The following is an 18,873-nucleotide window of genomic DNA, read 5'->3' on the forward strand; positions in this document are numbered from 1 at the left end:
GTGGTTTCTCTGGCTACAGTGTGCGCCCGGACACGTGACAGGCGTTACAGGGATTCCGCTGAATGGAATGCTGGTCCGGCCCCCGCGTCATGCAGCTGCCGCCCGATCCCGCGGGCCGCCGTCTGCAGGGCCGGAACCAGCGCCTGGAGCCGCATCTCCCGCAGCGGCACGACGACGCCGAGCGCCGCCACGGTGCGGTTCCTCGCGTCACGCACCGGGACGGCGATGCCCCAGGTGTCCGGGTCCACGACGCCGGACAGCTGGGCAAAGCCATGGCCGGCCGTCTCCCGGAGCAGAACACGGAGCGCCTCCGGCTGGACCTTGCCGGCGGGATCGTGGAACTGGCGGAGGTAGTCCGCCTGGACGGCAGCCGGCTGTCCGGCCATCAGGGCCAGCCCGGCCGAGGAAACGTGCACCGGCATCCGGCCGGCGACCTGGGCACGGTTGGCCACGGAACCGCGGCGTGAGAGCCGCTCCACGAACAGCGCTTCCCAGCCTTCCAGCACGGCCAGGTTCACATTCTGGTTCAGCACCTGCTGGATGTCCTCCATAAAGGGCATGGCGGCCTGGCGGAGTGCCAGGGTGGGGGAATTCCGGTTGACCAGCTCCCACAGGCGCAGGCCCAGCCGGACGGACCCCCCGCCGCCCAGCTCAAGGAGCCCGTGCCCGGCGAGCTGCCGGACCAGCCGGTGGGCGGTGCTCAGCGGCAGCCCGGCCCGCTCTGCGAGTTCGGAGAGCTGCAGCGCGGTGACACCCTCGGGGAAGGCTTCGATCACCCGGACCACGCGGTCCACCACCGAGTCTCCGGTGCCGGAGTTAGCCATTGATGCCTCTTCCGTTGAATGGATTCTGCGTCCACTCTACGCCGCCGGTACGGGTGCCGGGCCGGGCGCCGTCGGAACAGCCGGGACCCCGGCAGCCCAATCCATTCAGTGGAACCGGGCCGGGGCGGCATAAGTGATAGCGTCTAGCGGTTGATTCCCTGCCGGGGACACGGCACCCAGACTCATCCCAAGGCACACCGGAGGACCCCATGCTCAAAGGATTCAAGGACTTCATCCTGCGCGGCAACGTGATCGAACTGTCCATTGCAGTTGTGGTCGGCACCGCTTTCACCGCACTGGTCAGTGCGTTCACCTCGAACATCGTCAACCCGATTATTGCGGCGGCCGGCGGGGTCGAGACCGACGGGCTGGGCTTCCGCATCTGGTCGGGAAACGATAAGACCTTCCTCAACTTCGGTGCCGTCATCACGGCGTTCGTCACGTTCCTGATTACGGCCGCCGTCGTTTACTTCATCTTCGTCGCGCCGATGAACCGGATCAACCAGCTGGTCAAGAAGCGTCTGGCCACCGCGGAGCCGGAAGAGAAGCCGCTCCCGGCCGACACGGCCCTGCTGGCCGAGATCCGTGATCTGCTGGCCCAGCTCGCCGGTCCGGAACACAGCCGCGCCGCCAGCCACAACCAGCAACGCGGGGTCACTTACGGCCGATAATCCCCTCCGGGATGGGCGGTAAGTGACCCCGCGTTGCAGTGTAAACCGAGCGAGATCGTCACCGGCCGGCAATAGGCCGGTAACAGCGGCCGGACATCATGGGACCCATGAAGCCCTCAGCCCCTGGCAGAAAACGCGGCGCAACACAGTCCCCGGCCGCCTCCGAGCTGAGCTGCGAAGTCTGCGGCCAGATGCCCGAGCCGACCAAAGCCCGGCTGACCCTGGCCAACATCGCGGTGATGCTGCCGATCGAGCTGGTGGTCCATGCGGCGGTGGTCGGGACCCCCCTGCCCTATGCGGCCAAGGTCCTGGTCCTCACGTTGACCGCCACCATCCTCGTCATCTGGGTGGCGGAACCTTCCGCGGCGCGGGTGCTCCGCCGCTGGCTGCATGCCCCCGCCTTGCGGCACCGCAGCCGGCTGGGCGCCGCACCGGCCCTGTGGCGGGCCCGCACGGTACTGAAGGACCGCCCCGGTTCACTGCAGAAACTGACGCAGTCGCTGGCCCGGCTGGAGACCAACATCCTGAGTATCCACGTCCACCCGGTCGACGACGGCGTGCTGGACGAGCTTGTGCTTTCCGCGCCCGGCGAGCTGCGCGAGGCCGAACTGCTCAAGGCCCTGCGCGACGGCGGCGGCAGCGATCCGCATGTCTGGCCCACCACGGCGCTGGCCATGGCTGACGGGCAGACCGGGGCGCTGAGCCTCGCGGCCAGGATTGCGGCCAATCCCGCGGAACTCCCGTTTGCGGTGGCTGAACTGCTACGCGCCCGGATTGAACCACGAACGCAAACGGACACCGCGGCCCCGGCTGCCACGGCGCCTGCTACGGACGGGACCGTGCTGAGGATCCCGACTGCCTGGCACGGTCCCATTACCTTCAGCCGTCCCGGCGAGCCGTTCACCCCGGCGGAGTCCGCCCGGGCGCACCGGCTGGCCGAGCTGGCCGAGATCCTTGCGCACCGTCCGGTCTCCGGCCGGTGACGGCTCGGCTTCCTCCTGCTGTGGCGCCGGGGCGGCAGCCCGGCCCTAGCTCCTGCGCGGGCGGCTCTCCCGGTCAGGCACCGTCACCAGGTCCTGATCATCTTCGACGCTGGCCTGTTCCACACTTTCCACGCTGCCAGCTTGCCGGACAGAGTCCTCGCCCCTGCCCGGCCGGCTGCCTGGCAGCTCCGCGTTTCTGACCTGATCCCTGTCCACGTGCTTTGCCGGTTTTTCGACGACGGGCCGCCGCGTCCTTGCCACTTCAACGGACCGTGCCACGGAGACCGACACGAAGACCAGCAGTGCACCGGCGACGGCCACAATGATGAGGGTCCGCAGCCTGCTCGAGAAGATCTCGCTCGCCTGGCCTGGACCGTCGATGACGAGGGCGGAATAAAGGTAGCTGTCGTCCGCACCGTTGATGACCTGGACTTCGTGCAGGGTCGTCTTGAGCCGCCTGCCGAGTTCCTTCGCGGTGTCCACCGCCTGGGCCGGAGTCTCTCCCGAGGCCGATAGTTCCAGCAACATTCCGGAACCGGAGCTAAGAGATTGCCCAACGGTGTACTCGGCCCCCAACCCCTGACTCTTCATTTGCTCCGCAGTCTCTTGGGCTCCGAGCTTGGTTATCAGAACCTGGGCCAGGAGGGCGCGGTCGCCACTGCGCAAGTACGGGTTGTCGCCGTTGATCGCGGCCAGTTCCGGCTGGGCCCGCATTTCCGCCTCGGTGGGCGTCTTGGGGCTCAGCAGAGCGTAGGTCATGGTGGCCTCGTAGGTACGCTGGGCAAAAAACATTACGTAAACGCAGGCAAAGATTGTCAGCAGAGCCATGGGCAAGGCTGCCCACTTGTGCCTCCAAAGTGTTTTGAGTACCGAAATCGGATCCATTAGTCTCTTCCTATCCCCCGGGTTGCCGGTCTGGAGACGCCCCCGAAGGAGCTGCCGGACCGTGTTCAGTTTGACTCTTGACCATCAGCCAGGACGCTCCTGACAGACCTATAAAAAACGGATAAATCAGGGCAAACACCGGGAACGACATCGAGTCGAAAGTGCCTGATGCCACGGCTGCAATCAACCCGGCAGCGCCGGCTGATGCTGCCAGCAGCTTCAGTTCGGCTCCCTCAGCATTCCTGGCCGCGGCCAGTGCGGCGAGGGCGGGAACCAGCAGGTAGACAAGCAGCCCGACCAGCCCGACTACGCCCATTGTCACGGCCGTGAGCAAATACTCGTTGTCGAAAATATCGAGCGCGTTCGTCGGGATCCAGGTTCCCGGACCCGTGCCGAGCCATGGCCGGGCCGCGACCAGACGAAGCGCCAGCGGGTAGTCTTCCGTCCGATACGTGATGGAAGCATCGGAACTTCCCGCCGTGGCGGCATTGACCAGAGTGGATATCAAGCCCGGTACGGAGATGAAGAGCCCTGCGGCGCCCAGCGGCATGACCACGAGGGCCCACTGCCTGGCGAGCCTGGGCAGGAAGGGAACGGTGACGGCCAAGGCTACGACGAGGGCGAGCAGACCGGATCGGGATACAGTCAGCGCGTTCGCGAGCACGAACACCCCGACAAGGGCCCAGTGCAGGGGCTTCCTGCCCCGCCTGTCATAGATTGCCCGCCAAATGGCGATGGGCAGCACCATCGCACTGACCACACCCAGCTCGATGGGGTGAAGCGTCGTGCCCGCGACGCGCACTAGCGCGCCTCGGGCCTGGAACGCGTTCGAGCCTCCGTTATCCGAGAATCCCACCATGAGCCCGGTGATCCATTCCACGGGATTCGTATGGGTGGTGAACTGGATCAGCGCCGCGATACTGCACACGGCACCGCCGGCGAGAACCCACCTGACGACGACCATGGCGTCTTTGACAGTCCGCAGGCAATCGGTGGTGACAAAAGCGATCCCAGCCGCCGCGAACAGCAGGAGCATCCAACGGTCCGCAGCTGACCTTCCGTCGGCAGTGCTGGCCCCGCTGAGCCCGGCAAAAAGATGGGCGTAGCTGAGGCACGAAGCGAGGAGCAGGGTAAGAACCGCGGCCCGGCCCGGGTGCCGGAACGCCACCGGATCATGCAGCCCCAACAATGAGGAGAGTGCCCAGAGGCCAAAGAGGCACAGGGCGAGCATTTGTGCCACGCTGCTGCTGGCCCCGACCGGTTGCAACACCATGTAGGGCGGAAATGCCATGACTGAGAACACGGTTGCCTTGAGCAGCCAGGGGGGGCTCGCCTGCCTTCGACGGGCGAGCTGGGCAGGAAAATTTGACTCCGTCAGCACGGTTCGTCCGCTTCAGCCGGCCGCCGGGAGCTGGCATCGCGTTCCCAGGCCCCCGGTCCCGCGTTCCCACGACGGCCGGCAAGGGCAAACCCCACGTAAACCAAGGCGTGGCCGGCCGACAACGGACCGCGAATGGAGCGGGCTACCTCGGACAGCGTCTGGCTGGCAGTCCCACGTCGGCCATGCTGTTCGGCATTCCCGCGATAAACGCGGTGCAGCACGGCCACCTGGTCCCTGGGCGTTCGCGGCGGGCAGATCACCGCCGGCGCCACGTCCAGGACGGCTTTTTCCCCCGGCTCAAAAAGACGGTCCACGAACAGATCATCGGCGATCAGGTCGGGAAACTTCTGGAAACGCTGTCGCCCTACTTCGGACAAACCGTACACGCCGCCGCCCCATAGGCCGTTGCGGGCCGCAGGAAGCTGCAGACGCGTCCGGTAGTACGAGTGGATCAGCGGGTGGGCGCCCTGCAGGTCAAAGCGCACTGCCGGACGGGCCGCCAAAACTTGGCCGGAGGCTAGTGCATTGAGGACCTCGCCCACCGTGCCGGGGCTGATCTGGACATCCGCGTCAAGGTACAACCGCGGCCAGTGGGAGGCGACGGCGTCGCCCGCGTTGAGAGCAGCAGTCTTGGACGGCTCCGGCATGTCCAGTACCGTCACGCCCTCGAATCCCCGCGCAATCGCGGCGGTGGCATCGGTACAGCCATTGCAGGCCACAATGACCTCCAGTTCCCCTGCCGCAGCCAATGGGGCGAGTGGCGCCAGGGTCCGGGCGATCACGGAGGCCTCGTTGTGGGCGGGAATAATCACCGAACCATGGGGGAACCTTCCGGCGTCCGCGACGTTTGCATCCTCCCTACTCGGCCCAGGCAGCGCAGCCCATCGTCCTTCGTCGAGCACCGTCTGCAGCACACCCCTGCGATCCGGTTTCCAGCACCGCAACAGCTCAGAGAATGCCACGACCCCGTGAAACACTGCCGCATAGGCCGCGGAATGATACTTGCGGATATAGCGGACACGGTTGACGGCCAGGAGCGCATTCAATTGAGGCGAACTGCCGGAAGCCCCGCCCGCATGGCTCATGACAGCCGCAGGCTCATACCAGACGGTTTCCCCCATCATTCGCAGACTTCGGAAGAAATCGGTCTCTTCGCAATAGAGGAAGTAGGACTCGTCCCACGTCAGTGAGTCGGCCAAGGGACGCCGGATCATCAGCGCAGCACCCGTCGCCCAATCCACCGTGTGGGGATGGGCGTAGCTCTCCGGGTTGAGGTCGGTGCCGGAAAGCCAGTCAGGTCGGCTGGGCGCCCGGCGGCCCATCAGCGCATCACCAACGGCGGTGGGGATGTTCGGCTCTCGATAGAGTGAGCGGCTAGTTTCACCTCCTGGATTGAGCAGGCGGGGAACCACCGCGCCCGCCTGTGAGGCAAGCAGCCGTTGCATCATCGTCTTCAAGGCGCCGCGTTCCACCGTGAGGTCCGGGTTCAGCACCACAACGGCCGCGGCATCACCGGCCCTTCGCATGGCCGCATTGATGCCCCCGGAGTAGCCCAGATTGCCGCCGGTGGCAAACGCCAGCACGTCAGGGTGCCGGCTGCGCGAGAATTCAAGCGTCCCGTCGCTTGAGGAGTTATCTGCCACCACAACCCGCAAGGTCAGGTCGGCCGTTTCGGCCCTCAGGCTCTCGATCAGCGCCCCCAGGCAATCTGCGCTGTTGTACGTCACAACGATCACAACGGCGTCCGCCACTCCGTCAGGTCCGGTGAAGTGGCCGGGAGTCCTGGGTGCCGGATCGGTCGTCGTCAAGCTGTCCGGCATGGCCGGCGGGATGCAGCAGGAGGACGTTCGCAGTTTCAGGTAGGCCGGCGGTCCATTAACGAGGTAGCGGCCTGCCAGCCGCTTAGGCTCCAAGGCCAGCCGGTACCCCCATTCCAGGCCGTGCTCACAAAACCACTGGGGGGCCCGCTGGACCCTGCCGGCGAGGAAGTCCACCGCCGCACCGAAGGCCAGCAGGACGGCCGCCCCGGTGAGCCCGGCGTAGCGGTCGATCCAGAGTTCCTGGCGCGGTTTGCCGAGTCCCACGTAAAGGATTTGTACGCCGGCATGGGAAATCTCCAGGGCAATCCGTTCGGATTCCGTGGTGGAGGCCAGCTCCTCGCGACCCGGGGACCACATGCCCACGAGCTGAAGGCCGGGATGCTCCGTCGCGAGCTTCTGAGCCAGGAGCTGTTGGTTCGCCTCAGACCCGCCCAGGAATCCCACCCGCAGCCCGAGTTGCTCGGCCTGTGCCAAGAGCGGAGACGCAAGATCGCTGCCGGCCAGTCGCGGCCACCGGTGCCCGGTGAGCCGCTGTGACTGGGAAACCAAAGGTGCGCCATCAAGCAGGTAGAGCCAGTCCGCAGTGCTGGCGGGGTCGGCGTGCAACGTGCCCGCCCAGCGGCCGCCGGTGCCAAAATGGTGCAGATGGTCGAGATTGACCGAAGCCACTCCAAGCGGCCTCAACCCGCCACCGCCGGCCGCCCTCGCAAGGATCCGCTCCAGTGCCGGTTCGGGATCCATCAGGTCCACCGGCGTGCCGCCCAGGATTACTCTGTTCTTGCCCAGCTCTTCCATGCCGCCCCCTCAAGACCTTTCCGCGGGCAGTAGCTGCCCGCCAGCTTCGATGTAGCGGCGCCCTGTGGCCGGGCACAGCCAGATTCCGCCGTCGTCTTGTTTCAGCGGTAGTCCGGCCTCGCCGACCCAGCCCATCTGCCGCGCCGGCACCCCGGCGACGACGGCGTAGGCGGGAACGTCTTTTGTGACGACGGCCCCCGCGGCCACCGTCGCCCATTCGCCGATGCGGACCGGGGCGATGCAGACAGCGCGGGCGCCGATGGAGGCGCCTTTGCCGACGGTCACCCCGACGGCCTCCCAGTCCTCCGCCCCTTTGAGGAATCCTTCGGGGGTGATGGCCCTCGGGTGCAGGTCGTTGGTCAGCACGGCCGCGGGGCCGACGAAAACGCCGTCGGCAAGGCGTGCCGGTTCATAGACCAAGGAGTAATTCTGCAGCTTGCAGTTATCACCCACCCGGACCCCGGGACCGATATACGCGCCCCGGCCGATGTTGCAGTTTGCCCCCACAGTCGCCTCTTCCCGGACCTGGGCAAGGTGCCAGATCCGGGTGCCCTTCCCGATGTTTGCGGTCGCTGCCACGTCTGCTGTGCTGGCAACGTTTCTCATGTCATTCATGTCACTCCTGCCGTAGGCGGTTCCTGTGCCGGGGACCGGCGTGATGGGGGAGGCGCTGCGCCGGACATGCGTCGGCCGGACGGCCGCCGCTCCCCGTAGTGCGCCGGGTGTGTCGGCTACGACGCCTCGCGGGACGCTTGTCTTTGCGACGAATTCGCGGGGGCCGAGGCGACTCATGATTTGCTCTCATCGACTGCAGTCCGGAGGCTGGCCACGACATGCTCCTGCTGGCGGGCAGTGATGTGGGGATAGATCGGCAGGGACAGGATCTGCCTGGCGGCTGCTTCGGCAACGGGGTAGCTCCCGGACTTCAGGCCCAGCCGCCGCCAGGCCTCGGTGCGATGGATGGGCACCGGATAGTGGACCCCCGTTGAGACGCCGGATTCCTTCAGGCGGGCCGCCACTTTGTCGCGGCCGGCAAGCCGGACCACGAAAACATGCCATACATCCGAATTCCCTGTTGCGGACCGAGGCGTACGGACGGCGTCAAGATCCGCCAGCAGTGCCTGGTACAGGGCTGCGGCCTGACGCCGGTGCTCATTCCAGTCCCGGAGCCGTCTGAGCTTGGTCAGCAGCACGGCCGCCTGGATGGTGTCCAGGCGGGAGTTCATTCCCATGAATTCATGCTCATATTTGCGTTCGCTACCGTGCGCGCTGAGCAGCCGAACCATGCGGGCGGTGCTGTCGTCGTCCGTGATAACCGCCCCCGCGTCGCCGGCCGCGCCCAGGTTCTTTCCCGGGTAGAAGCTGGTGGCAGCTACGTGGCCCAATGTTCCGGCGGACCGGCCGAACCGTGTTGCACCCTGTGCCTGTGCAGCATCTTCAATGACCACCGCGCCGCAGCGTTCTGCGATCTCCGCGAACCGCTCGACTGGAGCCACCTGGCCGAAAAGATGCACAGGGATTATGGCCGCTGTCCGGCTGGTGACCGCACGCTCAACGGCGTCCGGATCCAGGAGAAGATACTGCTCGTCAACATCCGCGAGCACCGGCACAGCTCCCATCCGGACGACGGCTTCCACGGTGGCAATGAACGTATTGGCCGGCACAATGACCTCCTGACCGGGCCGGATGCCCGCCCCAAGCAGGGCGAGTTCCAGCGCATCCGTGCCGTTGCCCACACCAATGCAGTGGCGCGCGCCGAGGAAGTCGGCGAACTGTCGTTCGAAAAGTTCCACTTCCTTGCCGCCGATAAAGGCGGCGCGCTTCAGAATGTCCTGCAGCTGCGGAGCCAGTTCATGTTCGATTTCCGACTGTTGGGCGGCGATGTCGACCAAGGGCACGTGAAGTTGGGCAGGGGGGTGCATTGTCAGCTCCGTAGGCTTAAGGGCGCGGTCGTGGAGGCTGGCACTCGCGCTCCATCCGCACCACTGGCGGTGAGTGACCGCAGGCTCTTCAACGCCTGCAGTGCATACTTCAGGGTCAGTAACAGATACAACGCGGTGCCGGTGAGGCCGCCAGCGATGAGGGCGAAGAGCGGTTGTCCCACGACAGTGGCTACCAGCCAGCCAGCCAGCCCGGCAACGGTAGCGGCCGCTACCGGCGGCAGACAGTTGCGCAGCATCGCGCCCGTCCGGGCTCCGACGGTGATCCTGACGACGACGAAATAGAGCGGGAGAACAACGAGCCAGACCACCACGGCCTGCGCCGCACCTATACCGGCCAAGCCGCTGAACGATGCTCCGACCAGCAACGCCGGCAGCAGCGTGGCGAACCATGCCACCTGGACCCAGAAGAGCCCACCGGTCCGCCCGGCCCCGACACACATATCGGCGAGCATTTCCGTCAGGATCCGGCCGGCCCCGAAGATTCCGAGACCGATCATCGCCGCTGAGGCCCCGGCCCATGCCTGTCCGTAAAGTACGTGGATCAGTGGCTCCGCAAGACCAACGAGCAGCGCGGAAACCGGCATGGCCAGGTAGGCGCTGATTCCCAGCATCCCCGGTGCCGCCCCAGCAAGCCGCCCCGCCCTGTGGAGGCGCCCGAAGGTCGGCACGGCCACAGTGCGGATCACTGCGGTGATCAGGCTGCTGGGCAGGCTGGCGAGGTTGAAGGCCAGGAGATATACGCCCAGTTCCGCGGCTCCGAGTTCGCGGCCCACGACGATGTAGTCCAGATTAAGGGTCGCGAAGACCACCAGATTTGCCATGGCCAGGGGCATACCCAGGCGAAGGACATATCCCGCCACGGTGCGGTCGAACCCGGGGCGGAAGCGTTGCGGGGTGATCAGCCAGTACCCCGCTGTCGTCACCAGTTGGCCGCCCAGCCGCGACCAGGCCAACGCGAAAGCCCCCCACCCATCGAGCGCCATGGGGATAACCAGGATCAGGGTGCAGACTGTGCCGGCAATTTCCACCAGTGCCCGGGGCCGCTGGAGGTAGTCCCGCCAAACCATGGCAGCCGGAACCCCGGAAAGTCCTGCCAGCAGGATGGTGAATGCCATAATCTGCACCACCTGGGTTGCGGCGGGATCCCCCATTGCTGCGGCGAGGGCCGGCGCACCCAGGAACACGGCGCCGGTAAGAAGGGCGCTCGTGACCAGGCCGATCGTGAAAATGGTTGGGGCTATTTCCTGGGGGTCACGGTCCGCGCGGGCTAGTGCGGCCGTTGCGCCCAGCTCGGTGATGTTCAGGGCAATCGTCTGTACCACGAGGGCTACGGCCAGCGCGCCGAAATGTTCCGGGGCCAGGATGCGGGCCAGGATCAGCGTGGTGACGAACTGGAGCACCCTTCCGGAGCCGACACCGACGGCACCCCAGACGATACCGCCCCGGAGGCGGGTCCTGACCGTCTCGAGGCCACTGTCCGGACTCTGTGCCGGGCTCACGATATCCCCACCTTGCGCCAGGCGGTCCAGCGGACCCGATCCAGCTGCCGTCGAAAACCTTCAATGAGACCCTGGATGCTGGCAGGTGCCTCTCCCCGTCGCGCCCGCTGAAGCCTGTACGCCACGGATCTGCCCCGAAGCGTTTCGGCGGCTTCCGCGCAAGCTGACTGCGCCACGTCCAGCAGGGAGAGCGAAAGGTCAATGGCGCCACCCGCGTCCAGGTTCCTTTCCGCCAGCAGAAGTGCCTCCCGGCAGATTCCCCGTCGGGCCTGCCGGTGGAACAGGTCCGCACCCGGGAGTTGTTGTTGGAGTTCGGCGGTGGCGAGCACATTGAATGCGGCCAGTCTTTCTTTCAGGTCCACCTGGATCGTGTCAAAGGTGGTCAAGTGCATGTTGTTGCCGTGGACCCGGTAGAAGGCCTGCGCCGGACCGTTGACCCGCCCCACGTCCCAGCCGGCCGCGGTGCGGACCCAGTACTCGAGGTCGCCTGAGTGGGGCAGCCCCGTGTTGTAAGGGCCCACCTTGCGCATGGCTTCAGTCCGCATAACGACTTCAGGGGACAGGATGAAGCATCTACCCCGCCGGCACGTCCAGCGCAGCCACTCGCGGCCGCTCCAAATGGTCCAGCTGGCAAGGCGGCCTGAATCGTCGGTGCACGGTAATCCCTGCTCCGTGCTGAACTCCAGCGGCATTCCATACACGAGTCCCACCTGTGGGTGAGCTTTCATGAGGTCCGCCGCCCGCCCCAGTGCGCCGGGCGCCAACAAATCGTCGGCGGAAAGAAGCGCCACATACTCCGTCTCGACCCGCGCCAGACCATCGTTGTAGGTAGCGATGTGTCCCTGGTTCCGCGTGTGGGAAACCACGGTGATGCGGGAATCAGCGGCCGCGAGAACTCTGGCGACTTCCAGGGACCCGTCAGGGGACGCATCGTCGACAATGATGACCCTTGGGTCCACTCGTTCCTGCGACAGAACACTCTGCACGACTTCGGGAAGGTACCGGCCGTAGTTGTAGCAGGGCACGACCACGGTCACCTCGGCAGTGCCTGTGTGCGGGAACGGCCTTGAGAGACGCACGTTAAGTCCCCGCCACGATGTGTTGAGTCTTCCGCGCCGCGTACTTGTTCGCGGTAATGGCCCGTGCCGGCACACCAACCCAGGTCTCCTCCACCGGCACGTCTCCCAGCACGGCGGCTCCCATGCCGATCACGGCCCCGGCCCCCACCGAAGTCCGTTCACGGACCGAGGAGTTCATGCCCAGGTAGGCCGCGCGCCCGACCCTGACCCCGCCGCCGAGCGAGACGCCGGCGGCCAGGGTGGCGAAGTCCTCCACGACGTCGTCGTGGGTCAGCGTCACGCCGGGCATCATCACAACATGGCTCCCGACCGTGATCCCGGCGGTCAGTGTGACATTGCCCAGCAGGATGCTGCCGGGACCGATGTCGCAGCAGTACGGAATCCGCACCGAAGGTTCAATCACCGTCGCGAAGCGGTACCCGGGGAAGCCCAGCCCGGCGAGTCTGGCGACAACCCGCTCGCGCCCTTTCCCGGCACCGATGCAGACGATCACGCGCGCTTCGGGGTAGCGGAGGGCGTGGCTGGCGGGACCCAGGACGGGGGCGCCGTCAAGTGCTGACCCGACCTTGGATTCGTCATCGTCAAGGACTCCGACCACGTCGAATTGGCCGTTTTCGCGCACGCAGGCAAGCACCTCACGGGCGAGGCCGCTGGCGCCAATCAGCAGTAGCTCAGTCATCGGATTTCCCCGCAGCCTTCAGGATCGAATGGATGACCCGGGACTGCTCATCCAGGGTCAGCTGGTGGTAGACGGGCAGAATGACGGTGTGGTCGGTGAGCCGCTCCGTCACGGACAGGTCGGCCCCGCCGGTGTCCCGACCGGCGTAGGCGGGTTGCCGGTGGGCGGCCATGATGCCCCGCCGGGCGGAGATTCCGTCCTGCGCCATCCGCTCCAGCAGTTCCTCCCGTCCGAGCGCAAAATCCGGCAGGACTTCGAACCAGAACGACTGGAAATTGCTGGTTCCGTAGAGGGGGTCCTCGCTGAAGCGCAGTCCCTCCACCCCGGCGAGCGCCACCCGGTAGGCTGCGGCGATGGCCCGGCGCCGGGACACCGCCTCGGCAAGCCGGCCCAACTGCACGATCCCGACGGCGGCCTGCATGTCTGTCATCCGGTAGTTGAACCCGATCTCCCCGTATTCCTCCGCCGGTGCCAGGACCGAAGCGTGGCGGTCGTTCGCCGAGACGCTCATGGCGTGTTCGCGGAGCTTGCGGGCGCGGTCGGCCCATGCCGCGTTGCGGGTGGTCAGCATCCCGCCCTCACCGGTGGTGAGGATTTTGCGCGGGTGGAACGACCAGGCGGCGAGCTCGGCACCCGCTCCCACCGGCCTGCCCCGGTACGTGGAGCCCGCCGCGCAGGCCGCGTCCTCGATGACGGTGATGCCCAGCCCGTCGCAGAGGGCGCGGATCGGGTCGAGGTCAACCGGCATGCCGCCCTGGTCGACCACGATCACGGCGCGGGTGGCCGGCGTCAGGGCGGCGGCAAGGGTGCGCACGGACACATTTCCGGTGTCCGCCTCGACGTCGGCGAAGACCGGCCGGGCGCCCACATAGGTGACCGAGTTGGCGGTGGCGATGAAGGAAAAAGAGGGGACGACCACGTCGTCATGCGGTCCGATGCCGGCCACCTTCAACGCCAGATGCAGGGCCGTGGTGCAGTTGGAGACCGCGACGGCATGGCTGGCCTGCTGCGCGTCGGCGAAGGCTTCCTCGAAGCGCGCCACGCGGGGTCCCTGCGCCACCCAGCCGGAGGCGATCACTTCGGCCACGGCCTCGGCTTCCTCCACTCCGAGCCACGGCTTCATCACGTTGATCCGGTTCAGGGCCTGGCCCTGGCCGACCGTCACCGCGCACCCCCGACCCTGGCGTCCGCAATTTCAACGCGCAGCGGCCGCCACCACTCCACCAGTTCGCGCAGGCCCTCCTCGAGCCCGGTTTCGGCACTGAACCCAAGGTCGCGCCTGGCCGCGGCGGTATCCGCCTGACGCCGGACAACGCCGTTGACGGCCCGCTCCGGGCCGTGCTCCACGTGCAGCGTCGAGTCCATGGCACGCAGCAGCGCCTCGGCGAGTTCCAGCAGGCTTGTCTCTGCCCCGCTGGCGACGTTGTACACACCCTCGTCCACCCCGCTGCCTGCGGCGAGGATATTGGCCCGGGCCACGTCCCTGGTGTGGACAAAGTCCATGGTCTGCTGTCCGTCGCCGAAGATCAGCGGCGGCAGCCCGTCCTCGATCCGCTCCATCCAGCGCACGAGCACTTCGGTGTAGAGGCCATGGACGTCCATCCGCGGCCCGTACACGTTGAAATAGCGCAACAGCACGTAGTCCAGGCCGGACATCGCGCGGAAGCTCCGGGCCATGGCTTCGTTGAAGGACTTGGCCGCACCGTAGAACGTGTCGTTGTTGTGGTGGTGATGGCGCTCGGTGGTGGGAAACGTCTCCGCCATGCCGTAGACCGAGGCGCTGGAGGCGGCCACGAGCTTCCCGACCCGATGGGCCGTCGCGGCCTCGAGCACGTTGAAGGTCCCGTCCACCAGCACTTCCAGCGCCAGCCGGGGTTCCTCGGCGCACTGGGTGATCCGGATGGCCGCCTGGTGGAAGACGATGTCCTTGCCCCGGCTCAGGTCGTGGACCAGATCCCGGTCGCGGATGTCCCCTTCGACGAGTTCGACCCGTCCGCTGGCCAGGGCCGGGTCCAGGTTGGCCCGCCGCCCCCGGACCAGGTTGTCCAGCACGTCGATCCTGCCGGCGCCGGCGTCGAGCAGGTGGTCCACGACCGTGGAACCGATGGTCCCGGCTCCGCCTGTGACCAGAACCTGTGCTCCCTGCAGGATGCTCATCTGCTTGCCTCCAGTTGCGGTTCATTTCCGACGACGATGCTGGCTTTTCCGTCCGCGCTGAGGCTGTCGCTGACAGCCTCCAGAACGGACAGGACGCGGAGGCCGGAGGCACCGCTGGTCCGGGCGGGTCGCTGCTGCCAGATGCTGTTGGCGAATTCGGCCACCATCTGGCCAAGGGCCTCGTATTCGGGCAGCGCCGGTGACCAGGTGTCGCCGAGCCGGTAGGAGATGGCGGAGTTCCGTCGGTCCGCTGCGGAGCGTGATTCCCGGTCCAGGCTGACTCCGCGGTCATAGACGCTCAGACGCTGCTGGGGATTCAGGTCATCCCAGACCAGCGTCCGTCGGGAGCCGCCCACCACGAGCTGGCGGATCTTGGTCGGGCTCAGCCAGTTGACGTGGACGTGGGCCATGGCGTCGTTCGGGAGGGCGAACGTCAGGTGCCCGATGCAGGCTTGGCCCGTTCCCAGGGGATCCGCCCCGTGCGCTGTCACCTCCACCGGCCGCAGCCCGTCGGGGAGAATGAAGTCGAGAATGGACAGATCATGCGGCGCGAGGTCCCAGAAGACGTCCACGTCCGGCTGCACGAGCCCCAGGTTGATCCGGACCGAGTCGATGAACAGGATCTCGCCGAGCGATCCGTCGGCGATCAGCTCCCGGATCTTCAGCACGGCGGGGGTGTAGCAGTAGGTGTGGTCCGCCATCAGGACCAGGCCTCGTTCCTGCGCTTCCTCGACCATCTCCAGTCCCTTGACCCGGCTGTCCGCGAGTGGCTTCTCGACCAGCACGTGCTTCCCTGCCTTCAGGGCCGTCAGTGCGATGCCGTGGTGGGTGTGCGCCGGCGTCGCAATCGCAATGGCGTCGACGTCGGCGGTGTCCAGCAGTTCGTCGACGGATCTGAAGACGGGCACCCGGCCCTGGGCTGCCGCAAGCCTGGCGGCCCTGCCCTGGTCCAGGTCCACTATTCCCGCCAGCTCCCAGTCGGGGCTGGCGGTGAAGTTCCGGGCCAGGTTGGGCCCCCAGTAGCCCGCGCCGATGACGGCTACCCGCAGCGGCCCGGCGGCCGGCGCCGGGTCCAGTCCGCGAGAATACCCCGAGCGTGATTCATTCATTGTGTTTCCTCACTCAGTCAGTACGCGCCGGCAGGCACGCACATAGCCTTGAAGGTGCGCCATATGATGATGACGTCGCCCATGATTGACCAGTTTTCGACGTAGTAGAGATCCAGGCGCACGGCCTCATCCCACGGCAGGTCCGAACGGCCGTTGACCTGCCACAGCCCGGTAATTCCCGGTTTGATCAGCAGGCGGCGGTGGGTGTGCCTCTCGTAGCGGCCCACCTCGCGCTGCAGCGGCGGGCGGGGTCCGACAAGGCTCATTTCGCCGGACAGGACGTTCCAGAACTGCGGCAGTTCGTCCAGCGAGTAGCGGCGCATCCAGCGTCCGCAGCGGGTCACGCGGGGATCATTGCGGATTTTGAACAACACGCCGGCGCCGTCGTTCTGGGTGCCGAGCCCGGCCAGCGCGGCTTCGGCGTCCGTCACCATGGACCGGAATTTGAGCATCCGGAAAGGTTTTCCGGCTTTGCCCACCCGCTCTTGCCGGAACAGGACGGGTCCCGGGCTGTCGCGTTTGACGATGATTGCCAGGGCCAGGAGCAGCGGCGAGAGCAGGATCAGGGCAGCAGCAGCCACCGCGATGTCCAGCAGCCGCTTGAAGACATGTTTGGCGCCGCTGTACCGCGGTACATCCACGTGCATCAACGGCAGCCCTTCCACCGGGCGCCAGTGGATCCGCGGTCCGGCAACGTTGGTCAGGGACGCGGCCAGCACAAGTTCCGCCTTGTGCTCTTCCAGCCCCCAGCCCAGTTCGCGGATGTACTGGTTGCCCCCGGGTACCGGGCCGGCCACGATGACTGCCTCCGCGCCGCAGAGGCCAACCGTCCGGACGACGTCATCGGTGGAGGAGAGGACCGGCACCCTGCGGCCGTCGACGTCGAACGACGTCCCCCGCCGCCCGCCAGGCAGCGCGACCCCAAGGATCTCGTAGACGGCGTTGGATTTGCGGGCGATCCGCTTGAGAACGTAGCGCACATCCTCGGCCTGGCCAATGACAATCGCCCTGACGAGGTACTGTCCCTGGGCCTGCCGCGCATTGTACCAGCGGCGGGCAATCCACCGGCTCAGCGGCAGCAGGATCAGTCCCAGCGGAAGGGACACCAGGTAGAACGCCGACGCCGGCTGGACGCTGAAAACCACCAGCCCCACGGCAAGCAACCCGAAGACTGCACTGCTGGCGGCTGCCACGCGCTTGTACTCACTGGTCCCGGCTCCCAGAATCTTGGGGTCCCGCGTGCGGTAAAGGCCCAGGGCTGCAATCCACAGCACGCCGAGGACAACTCCAATCGATGTCCCGGTGAGGTCCGCGGCGGTTCCCGCGAAAGGCCGTCCGCCCTCGATATGGATGAAGAATCCGGCGATGACGGAGGCGATGACGAGCAGGGAATCCGTGCCCCGCAGCAGGCGGCGCAGGAACCGCGCCCATTCCCGGCCGGAGAGCCGTGCCGGAGCGGACTGCGCAGCGGCGGCAACAGCGGAGGGCTGGACGGGCGGCCCCGCGGCGGGCCGCCGCAGGGGCGCCAGGGTTGCGGCGTCTCCGTGGGCGGCCTGGGGCGTACTGAGGACGCGGGGGGCGTGGGGGGCGTACGCGAGGTCGGCCACGGTGCCCCCGGGGTGGCCGGCACTGCGTGCGGGGCTTTGGAGGGTCAGGCCGAGCGGCATGCCCTCGGACCGGGGCGTCACCGGCACCCGCTGGGGTCCGTGGGGCGCCGGTGTGCGGATGCTTCGTCCGCACACCTTTCCGCACAAACTAAGGATGTTCGGTCATTCGGCCGAACATCCGGGGCGACAAGCAACCAGCGGGCCATTGCGACTCCCTCCAAAAGGCAATTGGCTGCATCGTTTGATGCCTGAGCCAATCCAAGTTGGTGGGAATACCCCGGTCACGGGTGGTTGATACCTGCCTTTGCGGCAGGGCTTAGAGGACGGGTCCCGGGTAGTACTCACTACCCGGGACAGTCCCCCCAATGCTGGCGCCGGTTATCGGTAGACAAGTATCGCCCTAAGCCGCCGGCCGGTGTTTTAGATGGACATCCGAATCTTCAAGGAGTCGGGCTCAACAGTCACGGCCAGGTGCGTTCCGGTGCCAAGGTGGTCGCCGTCGAGCTGGAATTCCTGCTCATGCTCCAGGGTGATTTCGGCCGATTTGCCCTGGAAGTACTCCACCGATTCGGTCTCGTTCTTGTTCCGGCCGAAAATGCCGGCAACGACTCCCAGCCAGCCGAGCCGGCCCCGCGGGGCCAGGACCAACAGATCCAGCACTCCGTCGTCAATTCTGGCGTCGGGGAAGATCTCGACCCCGCCCATGATCCGGCCGCAGTTGCCGATCATGACGCTGCGGATCCTGCGGCGGACAGGCTCGCCGCCGTCGACGCTGATCTGCGCCTTGACCGGTTTGCCGGGGAGCTTACGGATGCCGGCCTCGACGTACGCCAGCCAGCCCATCCGGTCCTTCAGCACATCGACGGTGTCGGCCATGATGGCGGCGTCGTAGCCGAGCCCGGCCATGACCAGGAACACCTGCTCCTTGTCCGAGTGGTTCAGCCGGGCCTTGACGACATCGATGGCCTGGTCGCTGCCGTTGAAGGCGTCGTAGCAGGCGGAGACCGGGTCGGTGATGTCCACGCCGAGGTTGCGGGCCAGCAGGTTCCCGGTTCCCAGCGGGACCAGGCCCATCGGCGTTCCGGTGCCGGCGAGCACCTCGGCGACGCAGCGCACGGTTCCGTCGCCGCCGGCGGCAATCACGACGTCGACTCCGGCCTCCAGCGCCTGGCGTGCCTGGCCGGTGCCCGGGTCTTCAACGGTCGTTTCCAGCCAGAGCGGCTCGGCCCAGCCCTGCGTTTCGCAGAGCCTGAAGATCGCCCCCTGGAGCGCCGGACCACCGGATTTGGCGGGGTTGATGATGACGGCCGCGCGTCTGGGCGGCGCCTTGCTGTCGAGCGCGGTTAGGCTGTCAAGCGCCGGTTCGTTCTCTGTCATGGCGTCCTTCGATCGCAGGCGGGCATGGGGTGTCCCGGATTGAAATCCTAGCGGGATTCCGCGC

The 18,873-nt window shown here is 66.7% G+C and carries 16 protein-coding genes; 2 read left to right on the forward strand and 14 right to left on the reverse strand.

The genetic code is table 11. From position 1 onward, the window contains the following. Positions 1 to 44 precede the first annotated feature (44 nt). Positions 45 to 824 carry an IclR family transcriptional regulator gene (locus tag ASPU41_RS05195; protein ID WP_069950023.1) on the reverse strand — a complete coding sequence of 260 codons (780 nt, stop codon included), beginning with the start codon at positions 822 to 824 and terminating at the stop codon, positions 45 to 47. A gap of 209 nt (positions 825 to 1,033) precedes the next feature. On the opposite strand from ASPU41_RS05195, the gene mscL reads away from it, so the two are divergent. Further along, a complete protein-coding gene (mscL, locus tag ASPU41_RS05200; protein WP_069950024.1) occupies positions 1,034 to 1,495 on the forward strand; it encodes a large conductance mechanosensitive channel protein MscL in 462 nt (153 codons plus the stop codon). A gap of 107 nt (positions 1,496 to 1,602) precedes the next feature. Beyond that, the gene (locus ASPU41_RS05205) at positions 1,603 to 2,478 is read left to right on the forward strand and encodes an amino acid-binding protein (protein WP_069950025.1); all 876 of its coding nucleotides are present in this window, start codon (positions 1,603 to 1,605) and stop codon (positions 2,476 to 2,478) included. Positions 2,479 to 2,523: 45 nt separating this feature from the next. Here ASPU41_RS05205 and ASPU41_RS05210 read toward each other — a convergent pair whose 3' ends face one another. From ASPU41_RS05210 to ASPU41_RS05270, 13 genes are all read right to left on the reverse strand, one after another. After that, positions 2,524 to 3,306, reverse strand: coding sequence for a hypothetical protein (locus tag ASPU41_RS05210; RefSeq protein WP_157356939.1), 783 nt, complete (start codon positions 3,304 to 3,306; stop codon positions 2,524 to 2,526). A 67-nt stretch (positions 3,307 to 3,373) separates the two neighbouring features. Next, on the reverse strand, positions 3,374 to 4,594 hold the full coding sequence (locus ASPU41_RS05215) for an O-antigen ligase family protein (RefSeq protein ID WP_231941236.1): 1,221 nt from the start codon (positions 4,592 to 4,594) through the stop codon (positions 3,374 to 3,376). 143 nt (positions 4,595 to 4,737) lie between these two features. Continuing rightward, positions 4,738 to 7,359 carry a WecB/TagA/CpsF family glycosyltransferase gene (locus tag ASPU41_RS21930; protein WP_083266371.1) on the reverse strand — a complete coding sequence of 874 codons (2,622 nt, stop codon included), beginning with the start codon at positions 7,357 to 7,359 and terminating at the stop codon, positions 4,738 to 4,740. Positions 7,360 to 7,368: 9 nt separating this feature from the next. Beyond that, positions 7,369 to 7,965, reverse strand: a complete 597-nt coding sequence (locus tag ASPU41_RS05225) for an acyltransferase (RefSeq protein ID WP_069952495.1) — start codon at positions 7,963 to 7,965, stop codon at positions 7,369 to 7,371. 182 nt (positions 7,966 to 8,147) lie between these two features. Then, positions 8,148 to 9,281: a DegT/DnrJ/EryC1/StrS family aminotransferase gene (locus ASPU41_RS05230; RefSeq protein ID WP_069950028.1), complete on the reverse strand. Its 1,134-nt coding sequence runs from the start codon at positions 9,279 to 9,281 to the stop codon at positions 8,148 to 8,150. Between the two features lie 2 nt (positions 9,282 to 9,283). Beyond that, positions 9,284 to 10,801: a lipopolysaccharide biosynthesis protein gene (locus ASPU41_RS05235; protein WP_069950029.1), complete on the reverse strand. Its 1,518-nt coding sequence runs from the start codon at positions 10,799 to 10,801 to the stop codon at positions 9,284 to 9,286. Further along, the gene (locus ASPU41_RS05240) at positions 10,798 to 11,880 is read right to left on the reverse strand and encodes a glycosyltransferase family 2 protein (RefSeq protein ID WP_069950030.1); all 1,083 of its coding nucleotides are present in this window, start codon (positions 11,878 to 11,880) and stop codon (positions 10,798 to 10,800) included. Before ASPU41_RS05240 ends, ASPU41_RS05235 begins: the two co-directional genes overlap by 4 nt. A 1-nt stretch (position 11,881) precedes the next feature. Then, positions 11,882 to 12,559, reverse strand: coding sequence for an acetyltransferase (locus tag ASPU41_RS05245; protein WP_069950031.1), 678 nt, complete (start codon positions 12,557 to 12,559; stop codon positions 11,882 to 11,884). Next, positions 12,552 to 13,682: a DegT/DnrJ/EryC1/StrS aminotransferase family protein gene (locus ASPU41_RS05250; RefSeq protein ID WP_197515826.1), complete on the reverse strand. Its 1,131-nt coding sequence runs from the start codon at positions 13,680 to 13,682 to the stop codon at positions 12,552 to 12,554. Before ASPU41_RS05250 ends, ASPU41_RS05245 begins: the two co-directional genes overlap by 8 nt. 38 nt (positions 13,683 to 13,720) lie before the next feature. Then, positions 13,721 to 14,716, reverse strand: a complete 996-nt coding sequence (locus ASPU41_RS05255) for an NAD-dependent epimerase/dehydratase family protein (RefSeq protein ID WP_069950033.1) — start codon at positions 14,714 to 14,716, stop codon at positions 13,721 to 13,723. Beyond that, a complete protein-coding gene (locus tag ASPU41_RS05260) occupies positions 14,713 to 15,825 on the reverse strand; it encodes a Gfo/Idh/MocA family protein (protein ID WP_069950034.1) in 1,113 nt (370 codons plus the stop codon). The genes ASPU41_RS05255 and ASPU41_RS05260 overlap by 4 nt, the downstream gene beginning before the upstream one ends. A 17-nt stretch (positions 15,826 to 15,842) precedes the next feature. Beyond that, positions 15,843 to 17,492, reverse strand: coding sequence for a sugar transferase (locus tag ASPU41_RS05265; RefSeq protein WP_083266664.1), 1,650 nt, complete (start codon positions 17,490 to 17,492; stop codon positions 15,843 to 15,845). A gap of 360 nt (positions 17,493 to 17,852) precedes the next feature. Beyond that, complete coding sequence (locus ASPU41_RS05270; RefSeq protein WP_069950035.1) at positions 17,853 to 18,809, reverse strand: diacylglycerol/lipid kinase family protein; 957 nt, start codon at positions 18,807 to 18,809, stop codon at positions 17,853 to 17,855. Positions 18,810 to 18,873: the final 64 nt, after the last annotated feature.

It is taken from the genome of Arthrobacter sp. U41 (genome assembly GCF_001750145.1).
Taxonomy (GTDB): domain Bacteria; phylum Actinomycetota; class Actinomycetes; order Actinomycetales; family Micrococcaceae; genus Arthrobacter.